This is a genomic window from Devosia sp. Soil_C_22 (genome assembly GCF_057657195.1).
The window spans coordinates 143,991-168,890 of record NZ_JBDGIY010000002.1; the positions used below are offsets into that span (position 1 = coordinate 143,991).

Here is a 24,900-nt window from a genome sequence, read left to right on the forward strand (position 1 = left end):
CGACATCCCTTCGCTGCGCCGTCAGGGTGCATATCGGAGGGCGAACGGCATGACGTGTTTTCGCTATGCCGGCGTGAATTTATGCGCAGGCGACAGTAACGGATGGCGTTGTCTGCTCCGTCTAGGCATGTAAATCTTGCCGCAACGATCGTTTGATTGCGCGGGGATCACCACGTGCCGACAAATGCGCGGGTTACGCAATTATTACCGGCCATCATCGAGCAGTTTTACGACGCCGCAATACGACCCGGCGGGTGGCAGGCGGCCATCGATCTGCTCAATACGGCGATGCCGTCGGTCGCCTTTGCGCTCTACGGCCACGATTACCGCAGTAATGCCAATACGGGGCAGATCTATTCGGGCTTCGATCCGCGAGCCATGCAGGATTTTGCGCGCTATTATTCGCAGGTGAATGTCTGGGCGCAGGGCTTCAGCGAGGCGCCGGTGGGCGCGCTGGTGACGTCCGACAGCTTTCTCAGCCGGGATGAGGTGAAGCGCAGCGAATATTACAACGACTGGCTGCGACCGCAGGGAGGTCAGATCACCGGCTGGGGCTGCGTGCTCTACAATGACAGGCGCCGCTTCCTCGCCATCTCGTCGACACTGCGCGAGCGCGATGCCGACGGGCTCGACGACGAACTGCGCGGGTTGATCCAGTCGGTCCTGCCGCATGTGCAGCGGGCGTTCCGGCTTGCCGGTGAAGTTGCCCGGCAGGGGCAGACCGAGGTCAGGTCATGGATCGAGCTGCTGGGCGGTCCGGCTTTCGCGCTGGACCGCACCGGCGCCGTGCTTGCCTCCAACCGACGCGCGCCGGAAGCCGCCGGCGTCGTCAGCTATGCCGGGCAAAAGCTGCTGCTGAAGGATGCCGAGGCCCAGCGCATGCTCGATCGGATCGTGCGCGATATCGCCACGCAGGGCAGCAGCCTTGCCGGCAATATCAGCATCACGACGCCGGCCGGGGAGCGATGGAGCGGCCTCGTCACCCCCGCCCCGCCAACGCTCACAGCTTCCGGTTCGCTGCTGCTCGAATATCTACCGCGCCGTGCGGTCGCGATCCTGATCCTGCATCCCGTGCCGGACGATGCCGCGACGCGACTGCGCCGCCGCTATGCCCTGTCGCCGGCGGAGGCGGACGTAGCGCTGATGCTGGGCGAGGGGTTGACGGTGGGCGAGATCGCGGACCGGCGCCAGGCCTCCACCCACACCGTGCGCAACCAGTTGCGGCACGTCTTCGACAAGACCGGGGTCAACCGGCAGGCCGAGCTGCTGCGCCTGATCCTCGAGCGCTGAACTACAGCGCTTCGAGGAAGCGCATCGGCTGGCCGATGCTTGGCGTCACCAGTTCGCCCTGCCACATCACGGTGTTGCCGCGCACGATGGTGCCCACGGGCCAGCCGGTGACCGTGACACCATCGTAGGGCGTCCAGCCGGCGCGGCTCTTGACCCAGTCATTGGTGATGGTTTCGCGGCGCTTCAGGTCGACCACGGTGAGGTCGGCGTCGTAGCCCACGGCGATGCGGCCCTTGTTGGCGATGCCGAACAGGCGGTTGGGGCCATGGCTGGTCATGTCGACGAAACGCTCGAGGCTCATGCGGCCGGCGTTGACGTGATCGAGCATGATCGGCACCAGCGTCTGGACGCCGGTCATGCCGGAATGGCTGCCCGGATAGGCGTGATCCTTTTCCTCGCGCGTGTGCGGGGCGTGGTCGGAGCCGAGGATATCGGCGACGCCGTTGTGGACGCCGGCCCAGATGCCGTCGCGATGCGCCGCGTCGCGCACCGGCGGGTTCATCTGCGCGTAGGTGCCGAGGCGCGTGTAGGCGGTTTCGTCGAGCGTCAGGTGGTGCGGCGTGACCTCGACGCTCGCCACGTCCTTATGGGCGGCGAGGAACACCATCTCCTCGGCAGTCGAGATGTGCAGCACGTGGATGCGCTTGCCGGTCTTGCGCGCGAGATTCACGAGGCGCCGGGTCGAGCGCATGGCGGTTTCGACATCGCGCCAGACCGGGTGCGAGGACGGATCGCCCGGCACGCGCAGGTGCTTGCGCTCCTCGAGGCGATACTCGTCCTCGGAGTGGAAGGCGGCGCGGCGGGAAATGGCGGCAAGGATCGCCTCGACCCCGTCATCGTCAGGCACAAGCAGCGAGCCGGTGGACGAGCCCATGAACACCTTTACGCCGGCGCAGCCGGGCAGGCGCTCGAGTGCCGGCAGATCGGCCACGTTCTCGTGGGTGCCGCCGACATAGAAGGCGAAATCGCAGTGCATACGGCGGGTGCCGGCGGCGATCTTGGCTTCGAACGTTTCGCGCGTGGTGGTCAGCGGGTTGGTGTTGGGCATTTCGAACACGCCGGTGACGCCGCCCATCACGGCGGACAGCGAGCCCGATTCGAGATCTTCCTTGTGGGTCAGCCCCGGCTCGCGGAAATGCACCTGCGTGTCGATGACGCCGGGGAGGATGTGAAGACCGGTGCAATCGACGATCTCGGCGGCATTGGCGGTGCCCAGATCGCCCAGCGCGACGATGCGACCATCGTTCGCCGCGATGTCTGTGCGGTGGGTGCCGTCATGGTTCACCACGGTGCCGTTCTTGAAGATCGTCTGATACTGCGCCATGTCTGGTGCTCCCCGGCCCGTTTCGGCCGGGTGTAGCGGAACCATTCCATGCCCACAATCCTCCGTCCGTCCCGTGCCGCCTTCCGCTTTTCGGGCCCCGAAGCGCACAAGCTGCTGTTCGATGTGGTGACCGGCCGGCTGCAACCGGAACCCGGTCCCGCAGTGTGGTGGGCGCTGCTGTCGCCGCAGGGCAAGGTCCAGGCGGAAGGGCTGAGCGGCTGGGCCGGCGACGCCTTCTGGCTCGATGTCGACCAGTCGGTCGCCGACGCGTTTTTCAGGAAGATGAAGCTCTATCGGTTGCGGGCGAAGGTGGAGATCGACGACCTCCGTGCCACCCATTCGGTGGGCTGGAGCTTTGACGGCTGGACCAGCGGGATCGGCCATGCCGATCCGCGCGGGCTGGGTGAGCGCGTCATCGCGGCGAACGAGCAGACCGGCGACTGGCTGCCCGAGGACGAGGAATATGACCGGCGCCGCATCACTGCCGGCATTCCCGAGCAGGGGCGCGATTTCGGCATCGACGAGAATTTCGCCCACGATATCGGGCTCGACATCCTCGACGGCATCGACTTCGTGAAGGGCTGCTATATCGGCCAGGAGGTCGTGAGCCGCATGAAGCATCGCGGCACGGCGCGGCGCCGGCCGGTGATCGTTTCGGGCATCGATGCGCCGACGGGAACGCCGGTGGTGGCCGGTGGCCGCGAGGCCGGCACGATCGGCCAGGTGGTCGAGGGCAGTGCGGTGGCGATCCTCCGCCTCGATCGGATCGTGGACCCGGCGGCCGTAACGGTTGACGGCAAGCCGGTCACGGTTACGCTGCCGCCCTGGGCGACGTACCAGTTCGGCGAAGCCTCGGCCGACGACTAGCGGCCAGCGGTTCCGACCGACGGATTTCACGATGGGATCCCTGCGCGCCCGATTGCGAGGAGAACCCGATGTTTGATCGACTTTCCGCCTACGCCCCCTATGGGCTCGCTGTCTTGCGCATCGTCACCGGCCTGCTGTTCGTCCATGCCGGGTTGGCCCTGTTGTTCAACTTTCCGCCGCCACCCGCCGGGCCGAGCCCGACACCACCCGAGATGATGCCGCTGATGACGACGGCCGGCGTGCTCGAACTGGTGGGCGGCGCGCTGATCCTCGTCGGCTGGCTGACGCGGCCGGTAGCCTTCGTGCTGTGCGGCTTCATGGCCGTCGCCTACTGGGGCTTCCATTTCCCGATGAACCCGTGGCCGAACAACAATCTGGGCGTCGGGGCGATCCTCTATTGCTTCATCTTCCTCTACCTGTTCCTCGCGGGAGCGGGTCCGTGGAGCATCGATGCGGCGCGCAAAACCTCCTGACCGGCCCAGCGAAATTGGCGAATCAGCCTCGCGCCCGATACCTTCCGACGCTTCGGCGGTAGGGGGTGAATGATGGCGCGAGGCAAGGAGCGGGCGTGGCAGCGCATGCTGTCGGGCAGGCGGCTCGACCTGCTCGATCCCTCGCCGCTCGATGTCGAGCTTTCCGACATTGCGCACGGCCTCGCTCGCGTGGCCCGCTGGAACGGCCAGACAGTGGGCGACTACCCGTTCACGGTGGCGCAGCACTCAATCCTGGTGCTGGAACTGTTCCGCGCCGCCAACCGCGAGGCGGACGCCCGGGCGCTGCTCTATGCGCTGCTGCACGATGCACCCGAATATGTGATGGGCGACATCATCTCGCCGTTCAAGGCGGCGATGGGCGGCAACTACAAGGAGGTGGAGAACCGGCTGCTCGGCGCGGTCCATCTCCGCTTTGCGCTACCGGCCGCGCCCCCGGTGGCGCTGGGCAAGCTGATCAAGCGGGCCGATCGCGAAGCGGCTTATCTCGAAGCGACGCACCTCGCCGGGTTCGATCATGCCGAAGCGCGAAAATTCTTCGGCGAGCCGAGCTTTCCGGTATTCGAGTTCGAGCCGTTCGAAAAGCTGATCCGGCCGTGGCCGACGCGCGAGGCGCATGATCGCTTCGTCGAGGCGGTAGAGACGCTGACCGCCGCACTGCCGGGCTGAGCCGTTTCTCCCCAGCATAGTTAACTTAACCTTAACGCGTGTTCCGTTTTGACACGCATTTGCGGTGTATGGTTGATCCGAAGTTAACGCGGCGTGTTAACGGAGGGTTAACCATGGACGCGACGAAGCTGGTGATGTTCGGCGGCGCAGGCGTATTTGCCGGCCTGCTGTTCCTGGCCCTGCCCAACTACCTGCCTGCGGCCATCGCCAGCGAAGAGCCGATGCGCACCCTGCTCAAGACGCCCAACCAGCTCTGGCCACCGGCCTTCGATCCCGACGAGCTGGTCAAGTGGGACTATTACGTGCAGTCGGGCGTGTCGGTGGAGCCGATCCGCGAATCGAGCGTGCGCAAGATCGGCTATGGCAGGACCACGATGGTCAGCGTGATGGAAACCGAGAGCGGCATCTATTCGACCGATGCGCTGGCCAGCCCGCATATCGAATATCCGGGCATCATCAAGGAGCGCAAAGCCGCCGCTCCGGAACTGCGCTACTGGGACGGCCGGCACTGGGTCGTCGCGGTGGGCGAGGCGGCGGACTCCTTCGCCTCGGTCACGACTTTCAAGGACGGCGCACTGATCACCACCGAGGGCGGCAACTGCGCCATCATCGGCAGCAGCGTGTTCTGCTAGTCAGGCTGGGTGCGTGGGGCCACCCCCACCCACCGACTACGCCGGCCCCCCCTCCCCACAAGGGGGAGGGAAACCCGACTGAAAGTTTCGGTTCTTGCACGGTCTCCCTCCCCTTGATGGGGAGGGTTAGTGGAGCTTGGCAGCTTGCTGCCTAGCGCAACTAGGGTGGGGTGGAGCCACACGCTCCGACTTCGGCGCTAACCTAAAGCTTAGCGGCCTCGGCCACATGGGCCGAGCCAATCGCCACCTGCTTGATCACCAGAGCATATTCGCTGCGTCCGTTGGGCAGGAAACGGAATACGCCGTCGCGGCCGTTGAAGCCGGCCGGCAGGGTCAGCTGCGCCTGATTGTAGCGCGGCGTGGCGTTGGCGAGCGAACCGGCATTGGCGAGGATGGTCGCTGTATAGGCGATGGTGGCCAGCTTGTGCGGGGCCGAGCCGTATTTGGCCTGATACTCCGGCAATAACGCGTTATATCCGGCGTCGTCGACAGCCGGGAAGATCGCGCCCGCGAGGGTCGTGGTGTTGAGGATGGAGGGGTCGCCATCCCAGTCGGCCGAGCCGACCAGCTGCACGCTGCCCGGCGCGATGCCGGCTTCGTTGAGCAGGTTGGCGAAGCTCGGCGCGGTGGCGCGGTCGGGCAGGAAGATCGTGTCGATCTGCCCCTGCTTGAGCAGTGGCGCCAGTTGGGTGACGACGTTGCGGGCTTCGGCCTCGGACGAAAAGCTGTAGGTGGCGCGGGCGGTGAGCCCCAGGTCGGCCATGGCCTGGCGGAAGGCGCCTTCCTGGATGCGGCCGAAATCGGTGGTTGGGAACACGCCGGCATAGGCCTTCTTGCCCAGCCGCTGCACATAGCCCATCGAGCGCTTCACCTCGCTCTCGGGCAGGACATTCAACAGGTAGACGCCCTGCCCGGCGGCGCCGGAATTGTTGGAAAAGCCGATCACCGGCACACCGGCGCCGCGCGCCACGCGGCCTACGGCGGTGACCTGGTCGGCGCGCAGCGGCCCCAGGATCAGGCTCGCACCCTCGGACAGCGCCTGCTGCGCGGCTTGCGTCGCGCCGGCGGCAGAGCTGCCGGTATCCTTCAGCGTGACGGTGATGTTCTCGGCGATGTTCGGGTTGGTCTCGACAAAGCCGATGGCCAGTTCCGAGGCATTGGCGAGCGAGGTGCCCACGGTGGCAAGGCCCGGATCGCCCGAGAGCGGCAGCAGCAGTGCCACCCGCACCGGGCCCGTTCCAAAACTCCTGCCCTGCGCGGTGGGCATGCTGCCCCCGCCGGTGCCGCCGGCCGGGCCGAAATTGAAGCCGCCGGTGGAGCAGGCGGCAAGCAGCAGGCTGGTCAGCGCAGCAAGTGCAACCATCCTGATGCCCGAAAGACCCGGGGCGCCCTGCCGACTTCCCACTTGCCTTGCCTTCGCCTCGTCCCGCACTGTGGTCCTGAACCCGCGCGCTACCATGTCGCGTATACCCAATCGGGCCTTAGTCTCAAAGGCCGGGCTTAACCGCTGCTTAACAATCCGGAGGAAGCGTGGACGACAGGCGCCGCAGCTACTTCATCGCCGGCACCGAATTCGACGCCCCGCCGCTGCAGGCAGGGCTGCACGTCGTCGCCACCCCGATCGGCAACCTCAAGGACATTACCCTCCGCGCGCTCGAAACACTCGCCGCCGCGGACCTGATCCTGTGCGAGGACACGCGCCACTCGGCGACGCTGCTCGACCATTACGGCATCCGCACGCCGAAACGCTCGCTGCACGAGCACAACGAGCGTGCCCGCATCGGCGAAGTGGTGGCGGCGATCGGCGCCGGCCAGGCGATCGCGCAGATCTCGGATGCCGGCACGCCGCTGCTCTCCGATCCCGGCTTCCCACTCGTGCGTGGGGTGCGCGAGGCCGGGCTCGAGGTGTTCGCACTGCCCGGCCCGTCGGCACTGCTCGCGGCGCTGGCTATTGCCGGGCTGCCGACGGATGCCTTCGGCTTCATCGGCTTTCTGCCAGCGAAGGCCGGTGCCCGTGCCAATGCGCTCACGGCGCTGAAAGCGCGCGCGGACACGCTGGTGTTCTACGAGTCGCCGCGCCGGCTCGACGATACGCTCGCCGCCATGGCCGAAGCGTTTGGCGCGGACCGACCGGCGGCGGTAGCGCTTGAGCTGACCAAGCGGTTCGAGCGGGTTGACCGCGGTACGCTGACCGAGCTTGCCGCACACTTTGCCGAGGGCGAGACCAAGGGCGAGGCGGTGATCCTCGTCGGCGGGGCCGAAGGCGTGGTGGTGGAAGCGGCAGACTGGCAGGCGGCGCTCGATGAGGCGCTCGTCGCCCAGCCCTTGCGCGCCGCAGTGGACGAGATCACTGCCCGCTACGGCCTCAAGCGCAAGGAGGTCTACGATGCGGCCCTCGCCCTCAAGGCCCAGGAATAGCCGCAACAACCAGACCCGCGCCGCCCGGCTCGGCGCCGAGATTTTCGGCCGCCGCGGCGAGACCATGGCGGCGTGGTACCTGCGGCTCAAGGGCTACCGCGTCATCGAAACGCGGGTGAAGACGCCGGTCGGCGAGATCGACCTCGTGGCCCGCCGTTTCGGGGTCACCGTGTTCGTCGAGGTGAAGGCACGCATGAGCCGGAACGAGCTCGGCATGGCGCTCGAAGCGGTCAATACCCGCCGCATTGCGCGGGCCGCCGAGCACTACGTGGCGCGCCACCCGGCGCTCGCCGCAACACCGCTCCGCTTCGACGTGATTTTCCTTGCGCCCATGACGTGGCCGCGCCATGTGAAGGACGCTTTTCGGGCTGGTTGAGGCGACGTACTGCCAACTCCCACCGGGTCATTCCCGCGAACGCGGGAATCTCCGTTCGGGGCGGATGCCGAACCATCGGAAACAGAGGTTCCCGCGTTCGCGGGAATGACACCGCGGGTGTCACAAGCGTTGGAGCGAAACGTGACGTTGAAGATCGCCGTGCAGATGGACCCCATCGAGAGCATCAATCCGCGAGGGGACTCGACCTTCGCGTTGATGCTGGAAGCGCAGGAGCGCCGGCACGTCGTCCACTACTACGTGCCGCAGACGCTGGCGCTGCGCGACAACAAGGTGTCGGCCGATCTCGCCCCGATCACCGTGTTCGACAAGCCCAAGGGCGAGCATTTTTCGCTCGGTGCGTTCGAGCGCGCGGACCTTTCGACCTACGACGTCGTGCTGATGCGTCAGGACCCGCCCTTCGACATGAACTACATCACGCTCACGCACATGCTCGAGCGCATCCATCCGCACACCTTCGTGGTCAACCCGCCGGCGGCAGTGCGCAATGCACCCGAAAAGATCCTCGTCACCGAGTTTCCCGAGCTGATGCCGCCGACGCTGGTGACGCGCGACCGCTCGCTGATCCACGAGTTCCGCCGCGAGCACGGCAACATCATCCTGAAGCCGCTCTACGGCAATGGCGGCGCCGGCGTGTTCCTGATCCAGCAGGGCGACCAGAACCTCAACTCGCTGATCGAGCTGTTCGAGGCCAATTTCCGCGAGCCGTTCATGGTGCAGAGCTACCTGCCCGAGGTGCGCAAGGGCGACAAGCGCATCATCCTCGTCGACGGCGAGCCGGTGGCCGGCCTCAACCGCATCCCTGCCGATGGCGAGGCACGCTCCAACATGCATGCCGGCGGGCGGCCGGAGCTGAGTGACCTCACCCCGCGCGAGCGCGAGATCTGCGCCACCATCGGGCCGGCGCTCAAGGCGCGCGACATGATCTTTGTCGGCATCGACGTGATCGGCGGCTATCTCACCGAGATCAACGTCACCTCGCCCACCGGCATCCGCGAGATCAAGCGCTTCGGCGGCCCCGACATCGCCGTGCTGATCTGGGACGCGATCGAGAAGCGGCGGCGCTGATGTTGCTCCCGCTCGCCGACCACGTTGCGCGGGCGGGGTTTCATGCGGGTACACCAGTCGCCGTGGCCCGGATCACCGATACCGGGATCGACGCTCTGGCGGCCGGCACCTGGCCGGATGGTCGGCGCGTGACGCTCGAAGACCGCTTCTATGGCGCAAGCCTTGCCAAGCAGGTGACCGCCGCGGCGGCGGCGCTGCTGGTGCGCGATGGCATCCTCGATCCGGATCAGCCGATCGGACACTGGCTGGCCGACCTGCCGGACTGGGTGCAGCCGGTCACGCCAAGCGAACTCGCCCATCATATCGCAGGCTTGCCCGGTGCGGGGGAGCTCGAGGCGCATATCAACGGCCACTGGACCGAGGCCGTGGCGATGGGGGCGCTGCACGAGACCACGACCCGGTTCACACCCGGCGAGCGCTACAGCTACTCCAATATCGGCTACGTACTGCTGGCAAAGGTGGTTGCCGCGGCGGCGGGAATGCCGTTCGCGGAGTTCGTTTCCACGCGGCTGTTCGAGCCGCACGGCCTCGCCGACATCGGTTTTGCCTCGGCGATCACTGGCTTTGCGTATACGGCCGGGCTCGGCCCGCAATTGCCGCTGACGCAAGGCGATGGCGGCCTGTGGACCACGGCCCCGGCCTTCGCGCATTGGCTGGGGCTGCAGAACGCCAACGCCTTCCACCTTGCCGCGATCATCGAGGCGCCGGGCGAGCTCCATGACGGCACGATCATCGACTATGGCTGGGGCGTCGGCCTCAGGCTGCATCGCGGATACCCGCTCTACATCCATGGGGGCGAATGGCCCGGCGCCGTCGCCAAGGCGGTGCGCTGCCCGGCCTACGGCACCGGCATCGTGGCACTCGCCGCCGGCGCGCCATTCGAGGCGATCGACCGGTTGGTCGCTTCGCTGCTGAACGAGAGCTGAGCCGCTACTCCTCGTCTTCCTCGGCGGTGAGATAGTGCTCTTCCCACAGCTCGTGCGGGACGGCGTCGCCGAGGGTGAACTCGAACGCCTCGACATGGGAGAAGTCGGCAGCGGGAGTGCAGCGGAAGCTCAGTTCGTACCATTCGCGCCGGCTGCGGAAGGCGCCGCCGGGGGCGACCAGCGCGCCGTCGCGCATGCCGGTCTCGGCCATGGCGTAGGGCACGACCATGTCGGGGTCATAGTCGGGCCGGGCGCGGCGGGCCTGCTCCATGGCTTCGATATCGCAGAGCTGCACCACCCGTTCGGGGTCGGCCAGTGTCCGCATGGCCTGGCGCAGGCGGGCGCTTTCGGGTTCGGCCAGCAGGCCGCCGGCGTAGAAGTCGGTGGCGCGGAACGGGCCGTTCGGAGCCGCCGGCGGTGCAGACTGGGTGGCCGGCTCGGCCGATGGCGATGGGGGCGCGGCGGTCTCTGCCGGGGCCGGCACGGCCAGTTGCGGTGCCGGCGCCGATGGGGCGAACAGGGCGGTGAACTGTGCCATCGACAGCAGGTCGACATCGACGCTGTGCAGCACCGGTGGCGCCACCGGCACGGACTGGCCCACCACCAGCAAAACCAGCAGAAGGCCGTGCAGCAGCAGCGATGCCGCGACGCCCCAGGATAGAGGGCGCTGCCACGTAGCTGCGGTGACGGCGACAGCGGGGATGAAGGTCACGATGTCGATCCAGTCGGCCGCAATTGCGGCGGCGGTGGGACAAGTGCCGACGGGGGGTGGCGGGTCCGCCCCGCCGCGGCTAAGGTCCGTCGCGGGGGACCTATATGCAGAACAGCTTTCTCGTCGCATTGGCGACCTTGTTCGCGACCGTCGGCGTCGCCGATATCGCGTTCCTGTTCGCCGCGCTGACGCGCCAGAACACCCCGGCCGAACGCTTCGCCATCGCGACCCGCGGCGTCCTCATCGCAACCGGCATCCTGCTGGTCTTCGGGCTCATCGGCAACGCCGTGCTCGATGTGTTCGGCATCACCATTCCGGCGCTGCGCACGGCAGGCGGCATCCTGCTGCTCCTCATTGCCATCGACATGGTGTTCGCGCGCCACTCGGGCGCCAACTCCACCACCACCGAGGAAGAAGTGGAGGCACGCCAGCGCGACGACATCGCGGTGTTCCCGCTGGCGATGCCGCTGCTCTCCGGCCCCGGCGCCATCAGCGCCATGGTGCTGCTGACCACGGGGGCACGCGACGGCATCGAATATGGCCTCGTGTTCCTGGCGCTGCTGTTGATCATGCTCGCCGCCTGGATCACGCTGCTGCTCGCCATCCCGATCCAGCGGCTGCTCGGCATTACCGGGCTGGCGGTGGTCTCGCGCATGGTCGGCATCCTGCTCGCCGCGCTGGCGGTGCAGTTCCTCATCGACGGCATCCGGACCAGCGGGCTCATCCCCGGTCTCGCCGGCTGAAAAAAGCAAAGGCCGCGGCTGGTGCCACGGCCTTGCCGGATAACATGTTCCGCCCAGGCTTACTTCTTGGCGGTCGAAGTCATGGTCGCCCCGACGGCCGGCTTGGCCGCGGCGGCCGCAAGCTTGTCCTTCTTGGGCTTTTTGGCTTCCTTGTTCTTGCGCAGTTGACCCTTGGCCATGGGTTACCTCCTCGCCAATGTCCGGCGGAACGCACCGGCGCGTTGCAGTAACGCTAGCTCTGGCGGCGGTTTGTGACAAGTTGGCGGCAAGCCGCTTGCACCGGCATTACTTCTGGCTCTGGCAGCGCCCCTGCGGACCGAGCCAGCGTACGGTGCGCGGATCGCAGCCGCTCAGCAGGAAGCTCACCCACTCGGTTTCGCTGCCGTAGAAGGCGTTGCGGTCGACCTCGGTGCGCACGCCCGACATCGTGCCGGTCTGCGTCCACTGCCAGAATAGCCACGGCCGGTCGTTATACTTGAGGTGCGGCTCGGCGGCGGTGGAGCGCAACCAGAAGGACGAGTCGAACTGCTCCCCCTCGAGGATGTCGCGGTAGAAGGTCATGTCGGTGTAGATGATCGGCACCTTGCCGGTGTGCTGCTCCATGGCGGCCAGCATGACGCGCACCTTCTCGAGGATATCGGCGCGATCGTGCCTGTTCTTGCAGCTCGAGTGGTTGTTCCATTCGAGATCGAGCACCGGGGGCAGCGCGTTCTGGTCGTTGGGCACGTTGCGCACGAACCAGGCGGCCTGCTCGGAAGCCAGCGAGCACCAGGTCATGAAGTGATAGGCGCCGCGAGCCACGCCAGCCGCGGCAGCGCCGCGCCAGTTGTCGTAGAAATTGGGGTCGATGTAGTCCTTGCCCTCGGTCGACTTGATGAACACGAAGTGCGTGCCGCCGGCCCGCGCGGCGGCCCAGTCGATCTTGCCCTGGTAACGCGCCACATCCAGCCCCTGGATCGGCAGGGCCCAGGCGCGGCGCACCCCGTCATGCGGGTCGTTGTCGCCGGGAATACCGATATAGTTGGTGGGCGAACGTCCGCAGGCCGCGAGCAGCAGCATCAGCCCCACGGCCAGAGCGGTCTTGAAACGGGGGCGGAAACTGGCGGCGAGCGGCATGCTGGACAAGGGCTTTCGCGGTTGCACGAGAGCCTTTGAATCAACATGGGCCGCTTAATAAAACCTTGCGCTAACCCTTTGTTATTGCAGCATGGTTAACGCCGATTAGTCCTTCAGGTAGCCCCAGAGCTTCAGTGCATGGGGCAGCGCCAGGGTGAAGTCGGTAAACTTGCAGTCCTCGGTCTCGCAGACCTGGAACTCGTCCCAGCCGGACGCCGGCTTGGTGCCGCTGGCGAAGGCCGCGACGATGGGGGCGAAGACCTCGTCATAGCGGCCGAGCCGCGCCGCATCGGCGAGCGTGGCGGCGCAGGCGCCGAGATAGAAACCGTCTTCGGCCGGACAGCTCCTGGCGTTGTCGGCAAGCTCGGCTTCGATGTAGCTCTTGAACTGCGGCTCGAGCGACGCGTCGTAGGGCACGCCGTCCTTGAACCGCCAGATCACCATCGGGGCGGGCGAGAAGGCGTAGGCATCGAAGGTGTAGTAGAAGCGGCCATCGCCGAGCGGCACCTCGAAGGCGCCATCGCCGTCGATATCCTGCAGCGGGATGGAACCGCCGTCATAGGTTCCGATATCGCCGACCACCAGCTCGCTGCCCACCGCGGTCACCGCGATCGACTGCATGCAGCAATGCGCACCGCCGGAATAGGCGCCGAACAGGATGCTCGGCTCACCATCCGCGCCCAGCGGGGCCGCGCCGACCACGCCATAGCCCTCGCCAAAACTCTCGAAGCTGCGCTCGAGCGTAGTGAAGCCGGGCCGCTCGACCTTGAGCGTTGCGACCCGTGCATCCTCCGGTCCGGTGGCGCCGGCGGTCACGGTCCAGTCGCCCAGCGTGTAGGCCTTGGGCTCGCCGGTCCAGTCGATCAGCGCGCCGGGCGTCATTTCCTCGGCGACGACGGGAGTGGCGAAAAGCAGGGCAGCGGCGAGCAGGATGCGCATCGGTCAAATCCTCGTTGGTGGGCTGTAGCGACACCATAGCGCGGGATGGGCCGGATGCCATGGCGATCTGCCGGCAGGGCCGACAGAGGCTACCCTCGATTGTCATCCCTGCGAAAAGCAGGGATCCATGCTGCAGCCCGCACTGGTTGAGAGTTGGATCCCTGCTTTCGCAGGGATGACAGCCGGTGGGTGGGCGCGCTTCAGCTACCCTCGCGCCGCACGCGACTTGAGCCAGCGATCGAAGGCGACGGCGACGATGAGGATCAGGCCGATGACGATGGACTGGGTGTAGCTCGAGACATTGTTGAACTGCAGGCCGTTCTGCAGCACGCCGATCAAAGCAGCGCCCACCACCGTGCCCCCGACACTGCCGATGCCACCGAACAGCGAGGTGCCGCCGATCACCACGGCCGAGATCACCGTCAGCTCGTAGCCGATGCCAGCCACGGCTTCGGCCGAGTTGAGGCGGGCCGAGAGCACGAAGGCGGCGAGCCCAGCGAAGAAGCCGACGATCACATAGACCGAGATCAGGATGCGATCGACGCGCAGGCCGGAAAGGCGAGCCGCCTCGGCATTGCCGCCCACCGCGTAGACGGCGCGACCATAGCGGGTATAGCGCAGCACGATATGGCAGATGATCGCCGCAATGGCGAAGATGATCACCGGCACCGGCACGGGGCCGATGAGCCCGGTGCCGAACCAGCGGAAATCGGGCGAGAAGCCCGAGATCGGGCCGCCATTGGAAAGCGTCAGCGTCAGGCCGCGGAAGATGGTGAGGCCACCGAGCGTCACGACGAAGGGCGGCACCTTGAGCCGGGTGATGGCGACGCCCTGCACACCACCCGCCAGCGAGCCGACGGCCAGCGCCGCGAGCAGGGCCGCGAACCAGCCGAACCCCGCTTCCGGCCCGGCCGAAAGCGACATGGTATTGGCCGTGCCGCCCTTGGCGACGATGGCCGCGCTCATGCCGCAGAGCGCCAGCAGCGAGCCGACGCTAAGGTCGATGCCGGCGGTGAGGATGACGAAGGTCATGCCCAGCGCGATCAGCCCGGTGATCGAGATCTGACGGAGGATGTTGAACACGTTGATGGGATCGATGAAGCTCGGCTTCAGCGCCGTGAACACCGCCATCAGCACGATGAGGAAGAGCAGCGGGCCGAACTGCTTCAGGATGCGGAACAAGTTGGGGCCGGATTTGGCCTCGGTCTTTGCCGGGCTTTCGGTCGTGGTCATCGGGCCTCTCCCTGCCGCTGATCGAGCGCCATCAGCGCCATGAGTTTCTCTTCGGTCGCGTCCTCGGCCCGCATTTCGCCGGTGATGCGACCCTGCCGCATGGTGACGATACGGTCCGACACCGCGAGGATTTCGGGCAGCTCGGACGAGATCACCATCACGGCGATGCCCTGCGTGGCGAGCTGGACGAGGATTTGGTGCACCTCGGCCTTGGCGCCGACATCGACGCCGCGGGTCGGCTCGTCGACGATCAGCACTTTCGGATTGCGCGCCAGCCAGCGGGCGAGGATCACCTTCTGCTGGTTGCCGCCCGACAGGCCGTCAATGGTCTGCTCGGGCGAGGCCATGCGGATGGAGAGCATCTTCTTGTAGTCGAGCAGCGCTGCCCGCTCCTTGCCTTCGGTGAGAAAGCCGAGCCGGTTGGACCAGGTGTCGAGCGTCGCCACGGCGAAATTCTGCTGGATGCCGAGCATGGAAAAGATCGCCTGGTGCTTGCGATCCTCCGGCACCAGCCCGATGCCGAGCAGCATGGCGTCTGCCGGCGATTTCGGCGCGATCGGCGCGCCGTCGAGCTCGAGCGAGCCGGCGGCGATGCGGTCGGCGCCGAAGATGGCGCGGGCGAGTTCGGTGCGGCCGGACCCGACCAGCCCGGCAATGCCGAGGATTTCGCCGGCGCGCAGGTCGAGGTCGACGCCATTGAGCACGATGGCGTGCGGCGCTTCGGGATTGCGCACCGTACGCAGGCCGCGAACCCTGAGCCGGGTTTCGCCGGCCTCGTGGCGCTGGGTCGGACGGGCATAGAGATCGGAGGCGGCGCGGCCGACCATCTTCTCGATGATCGCCGGAATGGGCACGGGCCGGCCGGACTCGCGCACCAGGTGGCCGGCAAGGCGGCCGTCGCGCAGCACGGTCATGCGGTCGCAGATGGTGCTCGCCTCCTCGAGGCGGTGGGTCACGAACATGATGGCGACGCCTTCGCCGCGAAGACGGTCCATGATGCCGAGCAGGCGCGTCACCTCGGTCTCGGTGAGCGCGGAGGTCGGCTCGTCCATGATGATGAGACGGCTTTCGAGCGACAGCGCCCGGGCGATCTCGACCATCTGCTGCTCGGCCACCGACAGCGCGGAGACCGGGGTACGCGGGTCGATGTCGAGCCCGACGCGCCCGATGATGCCGCGCGTCGCCTCGTTCATCTTCTTCCAGTCGACGAGACCCATCGGCCCGGTCGGAGCGCGGCCGATGAAGATGTTTTCGGCCACGGTGAGCGTCGGTATGAGGCTCAGCTCCTGGTAGATGGTGACGATACCGGCGCGCTTGGCCTCGTTCGGGTTGGCCGGCCGGTAGTCGGCCCCGTCGAAGCTGATGCGGCCCGAGGTTGGCGGCTGGGCGCCGGACAGGATCTTGAGCAGCGTCGACTTGCCGGCGCCATTCTCGCCCATGAGGCCGAGGATTTCGCCGCTGCGCACATCGAGCGACACGCCATCGAGCGCGACGACGCCGGAAAAATGCTTGGAGACGCCGTCGACCACGAGCAGCGGCGCCGAGCTTTGCGCAACAGCCGGTTCAGCCACCGCCTACCCCCTTGTCGGAAAACGGCAGCGCCGCCGGCGGATCGTTCCACCGGCGGCGCCCTCGCTGCTTACTGGACTTCGCCGAGGCGCTCGGCCTTGTCGAGATTGTCCGGCCCGATCACCACCGGGGTGAGCAGCACCAGCTTCTCGGCCGGCTCGGTCTTGTCCTTGGCGAAGGCCACGGCGATGCGAACGGCGGTACGCGACTGCTCGCCCGGGAACTGCTCGACGGTGCCGGCAAGCTTGCCGTCACGCACGGCGGCCAGCGCTTCGGGCAGGGCGTCGAAGCCGTAGATCTTCACGTCGGTGAAGCCGCGGGCCGCGCACGCCTCGGCCGCGCCGAGCGCCATGTCGTCGTTGGCACAGATGATCGCATCGGGCTTGCCATTGGCGGCAAGGCCCGCCTCGGTGACCGACAGGCCCTGGTCGCGGGCGAAGTTGGCGGTCTGCTCGAAGATGATCTGGTACTTGTCCTTGACCGGGTCGAGGACGTTGTGGACGCCCTTGTTGCGGTCGATCGCCGGGCCAGCGCCGGGCTGGCCCTGCAGGTGGAAGATCTTGGCGCCATCGGGGAAGGCATCGACCAGCGCCTGGGCCTCGGCCTCGCCGCCCTTGACGTTGTCGGCGCCGACATGGGCGAGAATGCCTTCCACGCCATCGACGCGCCGGTCGATGGTGACGACCGGCACGCCGGCCTGCACGGCCTGCTCGATGGCGGGCGCGAGCGCGTTCACGTCGAGCGGCGAGATGACGATGGCGTTGACCTTCTGCACGATCGCCGCCTCGATGTCGGCAGTCTGCTTGGGCGCCGAGTTCTGGCCGTCGGACTCGATGATGTTGACGCCCTGCGTGCCCGCCTCAGCCTTGATCTGGTTGAGCATGTGGACGAAGAACGGGAAGCCCAGGCTCGGCACCGAGCCGAGAATTGTCAGTTCCTGGGCAAATGCTGCTGGTGCCGCCGCGGCAAGCGCACCAAGCGCCACCGACGACAGCAGGAAACTGCGTCTGTTCACGATGTTGTCCTCCTCAAATGCAGGCGGTGCATTCACCGTCAAGCATGGGGCCAAGCTATGAAACTCCCCCAATCGGCGCAAGCGCTAACATGTTAGCATGCAGCAGATGCCGGTCGATCTGTTGTTGTGTTGCGCGTCGTTCCCTAAACGTTCTTGCGCCGTCCGTAATTCTCCTGATAGCGTCCGCTCGGGCTGTTGGGGGCTTACGGGATGGTCACGCGGGTCGCGACCGTGGCGTTTCAGGGTATCGAGGCGGTGCCGGTGGACGTGCAGGTGCAGATTGCGCCTGGCATGCCGAAATTCCTGCTCGTCGGGCTGCCCGACAAGGCGGTGAAGGAATCGAGCGAGCGGGTGCACGCCGCGCTCTACGCCTCGGGCCTCAGCCTGCCGCCCAAGCGCATCACCGTGAACCTCGCACCGGCCGACCTGCCCAAGGAAGGCAGCCACTACGACCTGCCGATCGCGCTCGGCCTGATGGCGGCCATCGGCGCCATCCCCTCCGATGCGCTCGAAGGCTATGTGGCGTTGGGTGAACTCGGGCTCGACGGGCGGCTGGCGCCGACCGCCGGCGTGCTGCCCGCGGCGATCGCGGCGCTGGGGCGCGACCTGGGCATCATCTGCGCCGAACCCTCGGGCCCGGAAGCGGCGTGGGCCGGCGACGATCTCGAGATCATTGCGCCAGATACGCTGCTGGCGCTGGTCAATCACCTGGGCGGCTACCAGCTCTGCTCGCGGCCGACGACGCGGCGCCAGCCCGACCCGGCAGCGTTGCCCGACCTCGCCGATGTGCGCGGACAGGAGGTCGCGCGCCGCGCGCTCGAAGTCGCGGCGGCCGGCGGCCACAACCTGCTGATGGTCGGCCCGCCCGGGGCCGGCAAATCCATGCTGGCGGCGCGGCTGCCCTCGATCCTGCCGCCGCTCAACCCGCGCGAACTGCTCGATGTGTCGATGATCCAGTCCATCGCCGGAGAACTCTCGGGCGGGGCGCTCAGCGACCGGCGGCCGTTCCGCTCGCCGCACCACTCGGCGTCGATGGCAGCCCTGGTTGGCGGCGGGCTGCGCGTGCGGCCGGGCGAGGCCAGCCTTGCGCATAACGGCGTACTGTTCCTCGACGAGCTGCCAGAATTCTCGCCGTCGGTGCTCGATAGCCTGCGCCAGCCGCTCGAGAGCGGCGAGACGATGATCGCGCGCGCCAACGCCCATGTCAGCTTTCCGGCCCGCTTCCAGCTGGTGGCGGCGATGAACCCGTGCAAGTGCGGCATGGCCGGCACGCCGGGCCATACCTGCAAGCGCGGTGACCGCTGCGCGTCGGACTACCAGGCGCGAGTTTCCGGGCCCTTCCTCGACCGCATCGACCTCAGGATCGACGTGCCCGCCGTCTCCGCTGCAGACATGATCGGGCCATCCACCGCCGAGCCCTCGGCCAAGGTTGCGGCGCGCGTCGTAGCGGCACGCGAGCGGCAGCGCGAGCGTTATGCCGAGGCCGGCCAGCCCGATATCTTCACCAATGCCGCTGCCGGACCGACGCTGATCGAGAAACTGGTCGATCCGGACAAGGAGAGCCAGGCGCTGCTGCTGCAGGCGGCCGAGCGCTTCAACCTGTCGGCCCGGGCCTATCACCGCGTGCTGAAAGTCGCGCGAACGCTCGCCGACCTTGCCGGGGTCGACAAGGTGGCGCGCCCGCATGTCGCCGAGGCGCTGAGCTATCGCATCAACTTCGCGGTAGCCTAGCCCCGCCAGCGTCGTCAGCTCACCCGGCGATAGCCACCGTGCACACCCTTGGGGCTCAGCACCACCTGCCAGAGCTGGATGTTGCGGGCCCGGAACATGGCGGCCATCACGCACAGGTAGAAGCGCCACATGCGATAGAAGCGCTCGCCGTATTTGTCGCGCAACTGAGGCCAGGCGGCATTGAAATTGGTCCACCAGGCCATCAGCGTGCGATCGTAGTCAGCGCCGAAATTGTGCCAGTCCTCGACCGTGAACTTATGCTCGGTGGCGCTGGCGATCTGCTTGATCGAGGGCAGCATGCCATTGGGGAAGATGTATTTTTCCACCCACGGATCGCCATGCGTCGACGAGAAATTATTGCCGATGGTGTGGAGCAGGAACAGCCCGTCGGGCTTCAGCAGCTGCCGCGCCTTGGCGAAATACGCGGCGTAGTTCTTGTAGCCGACATGCTCGAACATGCCGATCGAGATGATGCGGTCGAACTGGCCGTCGAGTGCCATGTAGTCCATCAGCCGCGTCTCGATCGGCAGGTCGCCCTTGGTCGCCTCGGCATAGGCCGCCTGCTCCTTGGAGATGGTGATGCCGACGCCCTCGATGCCATAGCGCTCGGCGGCAAATTTCAGGAAGCCGCCCCAGCCCGAGCCGATATCGAGTACCTTCATGCCCGGAGCGAGCCCGACCTTGCGGCAGATGAGATCGAGCTTGGCCTCCTGCGCGGCGTCGAGCGTTTCCGCCTCGGCCCAGTAGCCGCAGGAATAGACCATGCGCCTGTCGAGCATGCGCGAGTAGAGGTCGTTGCCGATGTCGTAGTGCTTCTCGCCCACTTCGGTGACGCGGCTGCGCTGCCGATTGAGCAGGCGGCCGCGGATGACGCTGAGCGCGAGCCCCAGGTCGGGCTTCAGATGGGCGTAGATGTCGTAGTCGAGCAGCTTGAAGATGAACTCGTCCAGCGCTTCGACATCGAACCAGCCATCCATATAGGCTTCGCCGAAGCCCAGGGTGCCATGGCTCGCCACGCGGCCCCATAGCCGGTCGTCATGAACATGCACGTCAAACGGCCGGCTACCGCCAATCTCGATGCCGGCCTCCTTCACGATACGGGTGAAATATCCCTTGGGTCCGGAGCTCATTCGCAACTCGAATTAATTAGGCTGCTAACTAATTCTAACGCCGATGGCCACCGGGCTGCAAGCAGCCGAGCGGTCAAACCAGCCATTCGGGTAGGGTCTAGCTGCGCGTGCTCAGCGGGCGAAGGTCTCGAATGGGTTCTTCACCGTCAGCTGCTCGATGGTTGCGTCGTCGACGCCGCGCTGGCGCAGCAGAGGCAGCATGACGTCGGCGAGGTGGGTGTAGCCGCGCGGGGTCCCGCCGCCGGGCTGCGCCGGATCGTACCAGCCGAGGTCGTGGCTGATCAGCAGTTGCGTCGCCTTGCCGGCTTCGAGTGCCTTGAGGATCAGCGCCGCCACCTCGTCATCGGGCGCGCGGCCGACATGATCGTATTCGATCCAGGCGCCGCGTTCGGCCACCGCGAGGTTGAGCCCGAAATCTTCCTCATGCTGGGTGTGGATCGAGATGAAGCGATCGGCGCGATAGCCCTCGGACTCGATGATATCGAGCTGATCCATCACCACCCGGCCCTTGATGGTGTGGCTGCCGATCACCGCGCCGGTGCGCTTCCCCGCCCGCGCCGCCGCCCGCAGGATGGTCTCCTCGAGCGGGGTGATGCCGTCGTCGCCGGCCGAGATCTTGATCCAGGCCGCCTTCACGCCGGTCTCGCCGACGCCCACGGTCAGATCGCGATGGAAGCGCTCCTCGAGCTCGGCCTCGCTGGCGTTGCGCACCCAATCCGGGATCCATGGCTCGCGATAGTTACCGGTCGGCACGACGATGGGGAAGCCGGTCGCCTTGCTGACTGCCAGATCGATATCGACCCTGAGCCCGACGCCACCGGTGGAACACTCTACGATGGCAGTGAAGCCGCGCGCCTTCAGCGCCTCGAGCTCCGGCCCCATCAGGCGCACCACGTCGGCCGCATCGGCCTCGGCATAGCCGGGCTGGTCGGGCGTGCGCAAATCGACGAAAACATGTTCGTGCGGCAGGATCGGTCCGAGCTCGTTGGCGCGCATGGGCCCGAGCGTCGTGTGCAGCAGTTTCATCAGCGTTCTCCCTCGGCGGCAGCATTGCCGAGGTGCGCCGCGATGTAAACGCAGCTGACCGCCACCGAGGGAGACGTGGAATGAGCATAGCCGTCCGGATCATGCGCAAGCTGGCGCAGAACAACCGGCTCGCCAATCACCGCCTGCACGCCGCGTGCCTCGCGCTCGGGCCCGGTGAGTTCGAGGCGACGCGGACGAGCTTTTTCCCCTCGCTCAAGGCGACGCTCAGCCACATCCTCACCATCGACTGGTTCTATGTCGATGCGCTCGAAGGCGGCACGCTCGGCCCGAAGGCCTGGGATCCGGAGGAGCCGTTCGACGCGATGGCGCCGCTGGCCGAGGCACAGGCCGCAGTCGATGAGCGCCTGCTCGCCTTCATTGCGACGCTGACCGACGAGAAGCTGGCGGCCGAGACACGGGTGCACCGCACCGGCCGCATCCAGGTCGAGCGCACGGACGACCTTCTCCTGCATCTGTTCATGCACCAGACGCACCATCGCGGACAGGTGCACGCCATGCTGTCCGGCGCGTCGGTCGCGCCGCCACAGCTCGACGAATTCCTCACCGCCAGCGATTTCCGCGACCGGATCGCCGATATGGCGGCGCTCGGCTGGTCCGAGGCGGAGCTGCAGCGCTAGCGCCGCACCAGCCGGTTCTTCCAGCGCCGCAGCAGGCCGATCAGCGGTATGCGATCGCGCCAGCTGCGCTCGGCAATGTCGGTCGGCGAACTGCGCTGCACCGCCCATTGCCGGACCGGCACGAGCGTCTTCACGTCCGGATTATCCTTGCGGAACCAGGAATAGGCGCCATCGACATGCATGGGCCCGCCGGCTGGATCGCCGGGCGAACGCTGGAGGATAGCTTCGAGATAGGGGATGATCCGGACGATCGCGGCCCGGCGCAGCAGCATGGCATGCGTCGTGCGCACACCCGTGCCGCTCGGAACGGGCTCGAACGGGCCGGCGCCAAGCTCGGAGTCCAGATGATAGCCCAGATAGGCCATGCCCCAGTCGCCCGCCGCCAACGTGCGCAGCTCGCCGTCGCCGGCGGAGAAAAGGGCACTGGTGAAATCGGCGTCGTCCTCGAGCACGAGGATGCTGTCGAGGCCGCGCTCGCGCGCGTCGCGCAGCACGCCGAGATGGCTCATGAAGCAACCGCGCGCGCCGATCGAGGGAAAGCCACCGGGCTCGGTGGGCCGCACGGCGTCGAACAGATGCACAGGCTCCTGATCAAGACGAAGTCCGACGCGTTCGAGCTGCTGGGCGATCTCGCGCCGCCGATCCTCGCGGTGCGCAAGATTTATCACGTAGACCCGGTCGGCCAGCGACAGCAGGCCATGTCTTGTCTCGCTCAACACAGTCATCACGCGTCGCCCTGCGCCACTTGTGCAAGCGACTACAGCATAGGAGCGCCCCGCCCGGTAGGGCTATTGTCGCCGACTGGTTAGCTCAGGCCGCCTTATCGAGATTTTCGCGCAAGGCGGCCAGCTGGCTCCGCAGGCTGTCGAGATCGGTCGCGGCGCAGTCGGAGGCATCGAGGATCATTTCGGGGAAGCCTTCGGCCGTGGCCTGCAACGCCTTGCCGGCATCGGTCAGGCGCACCAGCACCTGCCGCTCGTCGCGCTCGGAGCGGGCGCGGGTGACGAAACCGGCGGCCTCGAGCCGCTTCAGCAGCGGGGTCAGCGTGCCGGAATCGAGCATCAGGCGCTCGCCGATGCCGGAGACGGTCTGGGCGTCCTTTTCCCACAGCACCAGCAGCACCAGGTACTGCGGATAGGTGAGGCCGAGCGGACCGAGCAGGGGCTTGTAGAAGCGGTTGAAGGCATGCGCCGCCGCGTAAACTGCAAAGCAGAGCTGGTGGTCGAGCGAAAGGTTCTTGGCCATGGCGTCTCTCACATAACAAACAGTTGTGCACAATTCAATTGTACACAATCTAATTGTCGGCTATCTGACGCGACGTTGAAGCGTCCTCCCATAGCTGACAAGGGATTTTCCATCATGAAGGCCATCTACTCCACCAGCGCCACCTCCACAGGCGGCGGCCGCAACGGCGCCGCTGCCACGGCAGACGGGCGGCTCTCCGTCGCGCTCTCCATCCCCAAGGAAATGGGTGGCGATGGCGGGCCGGGCACTAATCCGGAGCAGCTGTTCGCCGCCGGCTATTCGGCATGCTTCATGGGCGCGTTCCGCGGCGCAGCGCGCAAGCTGAAGGTGAACGTGCCCGAGGCGACTGCGGTCACCGCCACCGTACGCTTCCTCGATCGCGAGGATGGGGTCGGCTACTCGATCGCGGCGGCTCTGGAAGTGAAGGCACCGGGGCTCGACCAGGCGACCATAGAGCAGGTGATGGCGCTCGCGCACGACATCTGCCCCTATTCGCACCTGATCCGGAATGTCCACGACGTGGAACTGACCGCCGTCGCCGAGGCGGCCTGACGGGTTCAGCAGGCGACGGGGACGTCCGCCGCCTGCCCTCGCCTCAGCCGATCAGGCCGCCGAAGAAGGCGCGAACATCCTCGACGAGCAGGTCCGGCGCATCGGACGCCGCGAAGTGCCCACCGCGCGGCATCTCGGTCCAGCGCACGATGTTGTTGGAGCGCCTGGCAAAGCTCTGCACCGAACGGAAATCGTAGGGGAAGGACGCGACCGCGGTCGGCGTCTCGTTGGGCATCTCGCGATAGCCAGCGCCGGTGCGGGCGTTCTCGAGATAGTTCTCGGCCGCAGTGCTGCCCGTGGCCGTGAACCAGTAGATCGAGACGTGCAGCAGGTAGCGCTCGCGATCGACGAACTTTTCGCCCTGCCCCTCGAAGCCGAAGAACAGCTCGGCGTTCCACGCCAGCAGTGCCGACGGCGAGTCGACGAGGCCAAAGCCGAGCGTGCCGGGGCGCTTGGACTGGATGTCCTGGTAGCCCGAGTATTTCTGGAACATGTCGAGATTGGCAAAGCCCTCTAGCTCGAACGGCGAGAGCCCCTCCATCTCGCCCGGCGTGCCGTTGGGGAAGGCGAAGATCTGCTGCAGATGCGTGCCCACCAGCCCATCCGGCTTGAGGATGCCGAGCTCGCGGCCGACCAGCGCACCGACGTCGCCGCCCTGCGCGCCATAGCGGGTGTAGCCGAGCCGGTGCATCAGCGTGTCCCAGGCTGCGGCGGTGCGGGCCGCGTCCCAGCCCGGCTGCAACGGCACCGACCAGCCGAAGCCGGGCAGCGACGGGATCACGAGATCGAAGGCAAGGCTGGGGTCGAGCCCGTGGGCGCGCGGATCGGTGAGCGGCCCGATCACATCGAGGAACTCGGCCACGGTCGAGGGCCAGCCATGCGTCAGGATCAGCGGGAAGGCGTTGGGTTCGCGGCTCCTGACGTGCAGGAAGTGGACGATCTGCCCGTCGATCTCGGTGGTGAACTGCGGGTAGGCGTTGAGCTTCGTCTCGACAGCGCGCCAGTCGAAATGCGCCCACTGCTCGGCCAGTTCGCGGATGAAGGGCACCGGCTGGCCGTGGGTCCAGTCCGCGGCGACCTGCTGGGGCCAGCGGGTCATGGCGAGCCGCTCGCGAAGGTCGGTGATGGCTTCGTCGGAAACGTTGATCTTGAACGGGACGATGGCGGTCATT

The 24,900-nt window shown here is 66.8% G+C and carries 26 protein-coding genes; 13 read left to right on the forward strand and 13 right to left on the reverse strand.

What is annotated here, in order from left to right:
• Positions 1–174: 174 nt before the first annotated feature.
• On the forward strand, positions 175–1,290 hold the full coding sequence (locus tag AC3A6I_RS17745) for a helix-turn-helix transcriptional regulator (RefSeq protein WP_487545192.1): 1,116 nt from the start codon (positions 175–177) through the stop codon (positions 1,288–1,290).
• Position 1,291: 1 nt separating this feature from the next.
• Here the strand turns inward: AC3A6I_RS17745 and AC3A6I_RS17750 are convergent, their stop codons facing one another.
• The gene (locus AC3A6I_RS17750) at positions 1,292–2,614 is read right to left on the reverse strand and encodes a dihydroorotase (protein ID WP_487545193.1); all 1,323 of its coding nucleotides are present in this window, start codon (positions 2,612–2,614) and stop codon (positions 1,292–1,294) included.
• Positions 2,615–2,662: 48 nt separating this feature from the next.
• Here AC3A6I_RS17750 and ygfZ point away from each other — a divergent pair, with 48 nt between their 5' ends.
• From ygfZ to AC3A6I_RS17770, 4 genes are all read left to right on the forward strand, one after another.
• A complete protein-coding gene (gene ygfZ / locus AC3A6I_RS17755) occupies positions 2,663–3,481 on the forward strand; it encodes a CAF17-like 4Fe-4S cluster assembly/insertion protein YgfZ (protein ID WP_487545194.1) in 819 nt (272 codons plus the stop codon).
• 68 nt (positions 3,482–3,549) lie between these two features.
• A complete protein-coding gene (locus AC3A6I_RS17760) occupies positions 3,550–3,954 on the forward strand; it encodes a DoxX family protein (RefSeq protein WP_487545195.1) in 405 nt (134 codons plus the stop codon).
• Between the two features lie 72 nt (positions 3,955–4,026).
• Positions 4,027–4,641 (forward strand): HD domain-containing protein, encoded by a 615-nt coding sequence (locus AC3A6I_RS17765; protein ID WP_487545196.1) that lies wholly within the window; start codon positions 4,027–4,029, stop codon positions 4,639–4,641.
• 113 nt (positions 4,642–4,754) lie between these two features.
• Entirely contained in the window at positions 4,755–5,273 is a 519-nt protein-coding gene (locus AC3A6I_RS17770; protein ID WP_487545197.1) for a hypothetical protein, read from the forward strand.
• Positions 5,274–5,475: 202 nt separating this feature from the next.
• On the opposite strand, the gene AC3A6I_RS17775 is transcribed toward AC3A6I_RS17770, so the two are convergent.
• Positions 5,476–6,636 (reverse strand): penicillin-binding protein activator, encoded by a 1,161-nt coding sequence (locus AC3A6I_RS17775; RefSeq protein WP_487545198.1) that lies wholly within the window; start codon positions 6,634–6,636, stop codon positions 5,476–5,478.
• Positions 6,637–6,803: 167 nt separating this feature from the next.
• Here AC3A6I_RS17775 and rsmI point away from each other — a divergent pair, with 167 nt between their 5' ends.
• From rsmI to AC3A6I_RS17795, 4 genes are all read left to right on the forward strand, one after another.
• A complete protein-coding gene (rsmI, locus tag AC3A6I_RS17780; RefSeq protein WP_487545199.1) occupies positions 6,804–7,691 on the forward strand; it encodes a 16S rRNA (cytidine(1402)-2'-O)-methyltransferase in 888 nt (295 codons plus the stop codon).
• Positions 7,660–8,067: a YraN family protein gene (locus AC3A6I_RS17785; RefSeq protein ID WP_487545200.1), complete on the forward strand. Its 408-nt coding sequence runs from the start codon at positions 7,660–7,662 to the stop codon at positions 8,065–8,067. Before rsmI ends, AC3A6I_RS17785 begins: the two co-directional genes overlap by 32 nt.
• A gap of 141 nt (positions 8,068–8,208) precedes the next feature.
• Positions 8,209–9,153 carry a glutathione synthase gene (gshB, locus tag AC3A6I_RS17790; protein WP_487545201.1) on the forward strand — a complete coding sequence of 315 codons (945 nt, stop codon included), beginning with the start codon at positions 8,209–8,211 and terminating at the stop codon, positions 9,151–9,153.
• Positions 9,153–10,079 carry a serine hydrolase domain-containing protein gene (locus tag AC3A6I_RS17795; RefSeq protein ID WP_487545202.1) on the forward strand — a complete coding sequence of 309 codons (927 nt, stop codon included), beginning with the start codon at positions 9,153–9,155 and terminating at the stop codon, positions 10,077–10,079. Before gshB ends, AC3A6I_RS17795 begins: the two co-directional genes overlap by 1 nt.
• 4 nt (positions 10,080–10,083) lie before the next feature.
• On the opposite strand, the gene AC3A6I_RS17800 is transcribed toward AC3A6I_RS17795, so the two are convergent.
• Positions 10,084–10,791: a DUF930 domain-containing protein gene (locus AC3A6I_RS17800; RefSeq protein WP_487545203.1), complete on the reverse strand. Its 708-nt coding sequence runs from the start codon at positions 10,789–10,791 to the stop codon at positions 10,084–10,086.
• A 104-nt stretch (positions 10,792–10,895) separates the two neighbouring features.
• On the opposite strand from AC3A6I_RS17800, the gene AC3A6I_RS17805 reads away from it, so the two are divergent.
• Complete coding sequence (locus AC3A6I_RS17805) at positions 10,896–11,534, forward strand: MarC family protein (RefSeq protein ID WP_487545204.1); 639 nt, start codon at positions 10,896–10,898, stop codon at positions 11,532–11,534.
• Between the two features lie 285 nt (positions 11,535–11,819).
• Here AC3A6I_RS17805 and AC3A6I_RS17810 read toward each other — a convergent pair whose 3' ends face one another.
• From AC3A6I_RS17810 to AC3A6I_RS17830, 5 genes are all read right to left on the reverse strand, one after another.
• On the reverse strand, positions 11,820–12,650 hold the full coding sequence (locus tag AC3A6I_RS17810) for a GH25 family lysozyme (RefSeq protein ID WP_487545678.1): 831 nt from the start codon (positions 12,648–12,650) through the stop codon (positions 11,820–11,822).
• Positions 12,651–12,755: 105 nt separating this feature from the next.
• The gene (locus tag AC3A6I_RS17815; RefSeq protein ID WP_487545205.1) at positions 12,756–13,589 is read right to left on the reverse strand and encodes a hypothetical protein; all 834 of its coding nucleotides are present in this window, start codon (positions 13,587–13,589) and stop codon (positions 12,756–12,758) included.
• A gap of 204 nt (positions 13,590–13,793) precedes the next feature.
• Complete coding sequence (locus AC3A6I_RS17820) at positions 13,794–14,822, reverse strand: ABC transporter permease (RefSeq protein WP_487545206.1); 1,029 nt, start codon at positions 14,820–14,822, stop codon at positions 13,794–13,796.
• Positions 14,819–16,393 carry a sugar ABC transporter ATP-binding protein gene (locus AC3A6I_RS17825; protein ID WP_487545207.1) on the reverse strand — a complete coding sequence of 525 codons (1,575 nt, stop codon included), beginning with the start codon at positions 16,391–16,393 and terminating at the stop codon, positions 14,819–14,821. Before AC3A6I_RS17825 ends, AC3A6I_RS17820 begins: the two co-directional genes overlap by 4 nt.
• A 68-nt stretch (positions 16,394–16,461) precedes the next feature.
• Positions 16,462–17,406 carry a substrate-binding domain-containing protein gene (locus AC3A6I_RS17830; RefSeq protein ID WP_487545208.1) on the reverse strand — a complete coding sequence of 315 codons (945 nt, stop codon included), beginning with the start codon at positions 17,404–17,406 and terminating at the stop codon, positions 16,462–16,464.
• Positions 17,407–17,616: 210 nt separating this feature from the next.
• Between AC3A6I_RS17830 and AC3A6I_RS17835 the strand changes: the two genes are divergently transcribed.
• Positions 17,617–19,137: a YifB family Mg chelatase-like AAA ATPase gene (locus AC3A6I_RS17835; protein WP_487545209.1), complete on the forward strand. Its 1,521-nt coding sequence runs from the start codon at positions 17,617–17,619 to the stop codon at positions 19,135–19,137.
• A 14-nt stretch (positions 19,138–19,151) separates the two neighbouring features.
• Here AC3A6I_RS17835 and cfa read toward each other — a convergent pair whose 3' ends face one another.
• On the reverse strand, positions 19,152–20,267 hold the full coding sequence (cfa, locus tag AC3A6I_RS17840; RefSeq protein ID WP_487545210.1) for a cyclopropane fatty acyl phospholipid synthase: 1,116 nt from the start codon (positions 20,265–20,267) through the stop codon (positions 19,152–19,154).
• A 111-nt stretch (positions 20,268–20,378) separates the two neighbouring features.
• Positions 20,379–21,293, reverse strand: a complete 915-nt coding sequence (locus AC3A6I_RS17845; RefSeq protein WP_487545211.1) for a phosphotriesterase family protein — start codon at positions 21,291–21,293, stop codon at positions 20,379–20,381.
• A gap of 80 nt (positions 21,294–21,373) precedes the next feature.
• Between AC3A6I_RS17845 and AC3A6I_RS17850 the strand changes: the two genes are divergently transcribed.
• A complete protein-coding gene (locus AC3A6I_RS17850; RefSeq protein WP_487545212.1) occupies positions 21,374–21,931 on the forward strand; it encodes a DinB family protein in 558 nt (185 codons plus the stop codon).
• Here AC3A6I_RS17850 and AC3A6I_RS17855 read toward each other — a convergent pair.
• Positions 21,928–22,656, reverse strand: a complete 729-nt coding sequence (locus AC3A6I_RS17855) for a hypothetical protein (protein ID WP_487545213.1) — start codon at positions 22,654–22,656, stop codon at positions 21,928–21,930. The two genes, AC3A6I_RS17850 and AC3A6I_RS17855, sit on opposite strands and share 4 nt — an antisense overlap.
• Positions 22,657–22,741: 85 nt before the next feature.
• Positions 22,742–23,176, reverse strand: coding sequence for a MarR family winged helix-turn-helix transcriptional regulator (locus AC3A6I_RS17860; protein ID WP_487545214.1), 435 nt, complete (start codon positions 23,174–23,176; stop codon positions 22,742–22,744).
• A 114-nt stretch (positions 23,177–23,290) separates the two neighbouring features.
• On the opposite strand from AC3A6I_RS17860, the gene AC3A6I_RS17865 reads away from it, so the two are divergent.
• Entirely contained in the window at positions 23,291–23,728 is a 438-nt protein-coding gene (locus AC3A6I_RS17865; RefSeq protein ID WP_487545215.1) for an organic hydroperoxide resistance protein, read from the forward strand.
• A gap of 43 nt (positions 23,729–23,771) precedes the next feature.
• On the opposite strand, the gene AC3A6I_RS17870 is transcribed toward AC3A6I_RS17865, so the two are convergent.
• Positions 23,772–24,899, reverse strand: a complete 1,128-nt coding sequence (locus AC3A6I_RS17870) for an epoxide hydrolase family protein (protein ID WP_487545216.1) — start codon at positions 24,897–24,899, stop codon at positions 23,772–23,774.
• Position 24,900: the final 1 nt, after the last annotated feature.

Coding starts and splice junctions, on each gene's coding strand:
- AC3A6I_RS17750 (WP_487545193.1), bottom strand. CDS start 2,614: ATGGCGCAGTATCAGACGATCTTCAAGAACGGCACCGTGGTGAACCAT.
- ygfZ (WP_487545194.1), top strand. CDS start 2,663: ATGCCCACAATCCTCCGTCCGTCCCGTGCCGCCTTCCGCTTTTCGGGC.
- AC3A6I_RS17760 (WP_487545195.1), top strand. CDS start 3,550: ATGTTTGATCGACTTTCCGCCTACGCCCCCTATGGGCTCGCTGTCTTG.
- AC3A6I_RS17765 (WP_487545196.1), top strand. CDS start 4,027: ATGGCGCGAGGCAAGGAGCGGGCGTGGCAGCGCATGCTGTCGGGCAGG.
- AC3A6I_RS17770 (WP_487545197.1), top strand. CDS start 4,755: ATGGACGCGACGAAGCTGGTGATGTTCGGCGGCGCAGGCGTATTTGCC.
- AC3A6I_RS17775 (WP_487545198.1), bottom strand. CDS start 6,636: ATGGTTGCACTTGCTGCGCTGACCAGCCTGCTGCTTGCCGCCTGCTCC.
- AC3A6I_RS17785 (WP_487545200.1), top strand. CDS start 7,660: ATGCGGCCCTCGCCCTCAAGGCCCAGGAATAGCCGCAACAACCAGACC.
- AC3A6I_RS17795 (WP_487545202.1), top strand. CDS start 9,153: ATGTTGCTCCCGCTCGCCGACCACGTTGCGCGGGCGGGGTTTCATGCG.
- AC3A6I_RS17805 (WP_487545204.1), top strand. CDS start 10,896: ATGCAGAACAGCTTTCTCGTCGCATTGGCGACCTTGTTCGCGACCGTC.
- AC3A6I_RS17810 (WP_487545678.1), bottom strand. CDS start 12,650: ATGCCGCTCGCCGCCAGTTTCCGCCCCCGTTTCAAGACCGCTCTGGCC.
- AC3A6I_RS17815 (WP_487545205.1), bottom strand. CDS start 13,589: ATGCGCATCCTGCTCGCCGCTGCCCTGCTTTTCGCCACTCCCGTCGTC.
- AC3A6I_RS17820 (WP_487545206.1), bottom strand. CDS start 14,822: ATGACCACGACCGAAAGCCCGGCAAAGACCGAGGCCAAATCCGGCCCC.
- AC3A6I_RS17835 (WP_487545209.1), top strand. CDS start 17,617: ATGGTCACGCGGGTCGCGACCGTGGCGTTTCAGGGTATCGAGGCGGTG.
- cfa (WP_487545210.1), bottom strand. CDS start 20,267: ATGAGCTCCGGACCCAAGGGATATTTCACCCGTATCGTGAAGGAGGCC.
- AC3A6I_RS17845 (WP_487545211.1), bottom strand. CDS start 21,293: ATGAAACTGCTGCACACGACGCTCGGGCCCATGCGCGCCAACGAGCTC.
- AC3A6I_RS17850 (WP_487545212.1), top strand. CDS start 21,374: ATGAGCATAGCCGTCCGGATCATGCGCAAGCTGGCGCAGAACAACCGG.
- AC3A6I_RS17855 (WP_487545213.1), bottom strand. CDS start 22,656: ATGACTGTGTTGAGCGAGACAAGACATGGCCTGCTGTCGCTGGCCGAC.
- AC3A6I_RS17860 (WP_487545214.1), bottom strand. CDS start 23,176: ATGGCCAAGAACCTTTCGCTCGACCACCAGCTCTGCTTTGCAGTTTAC.
- AC3A6I_RS17865 (WP_487545215.1), top strand. CDS start 23,291: ATGAAGGCCATCTACTCCACCAGCGCCACCTCCACAGGCGGCGGCCGC.
- AC3A6I_RS17870 (WP_487545216.1), bottom strand. CDS start 24,899: ATGACCGCCATCGTCCCGTTCAAGATCAACGTTTCCGACGAAGCCATC.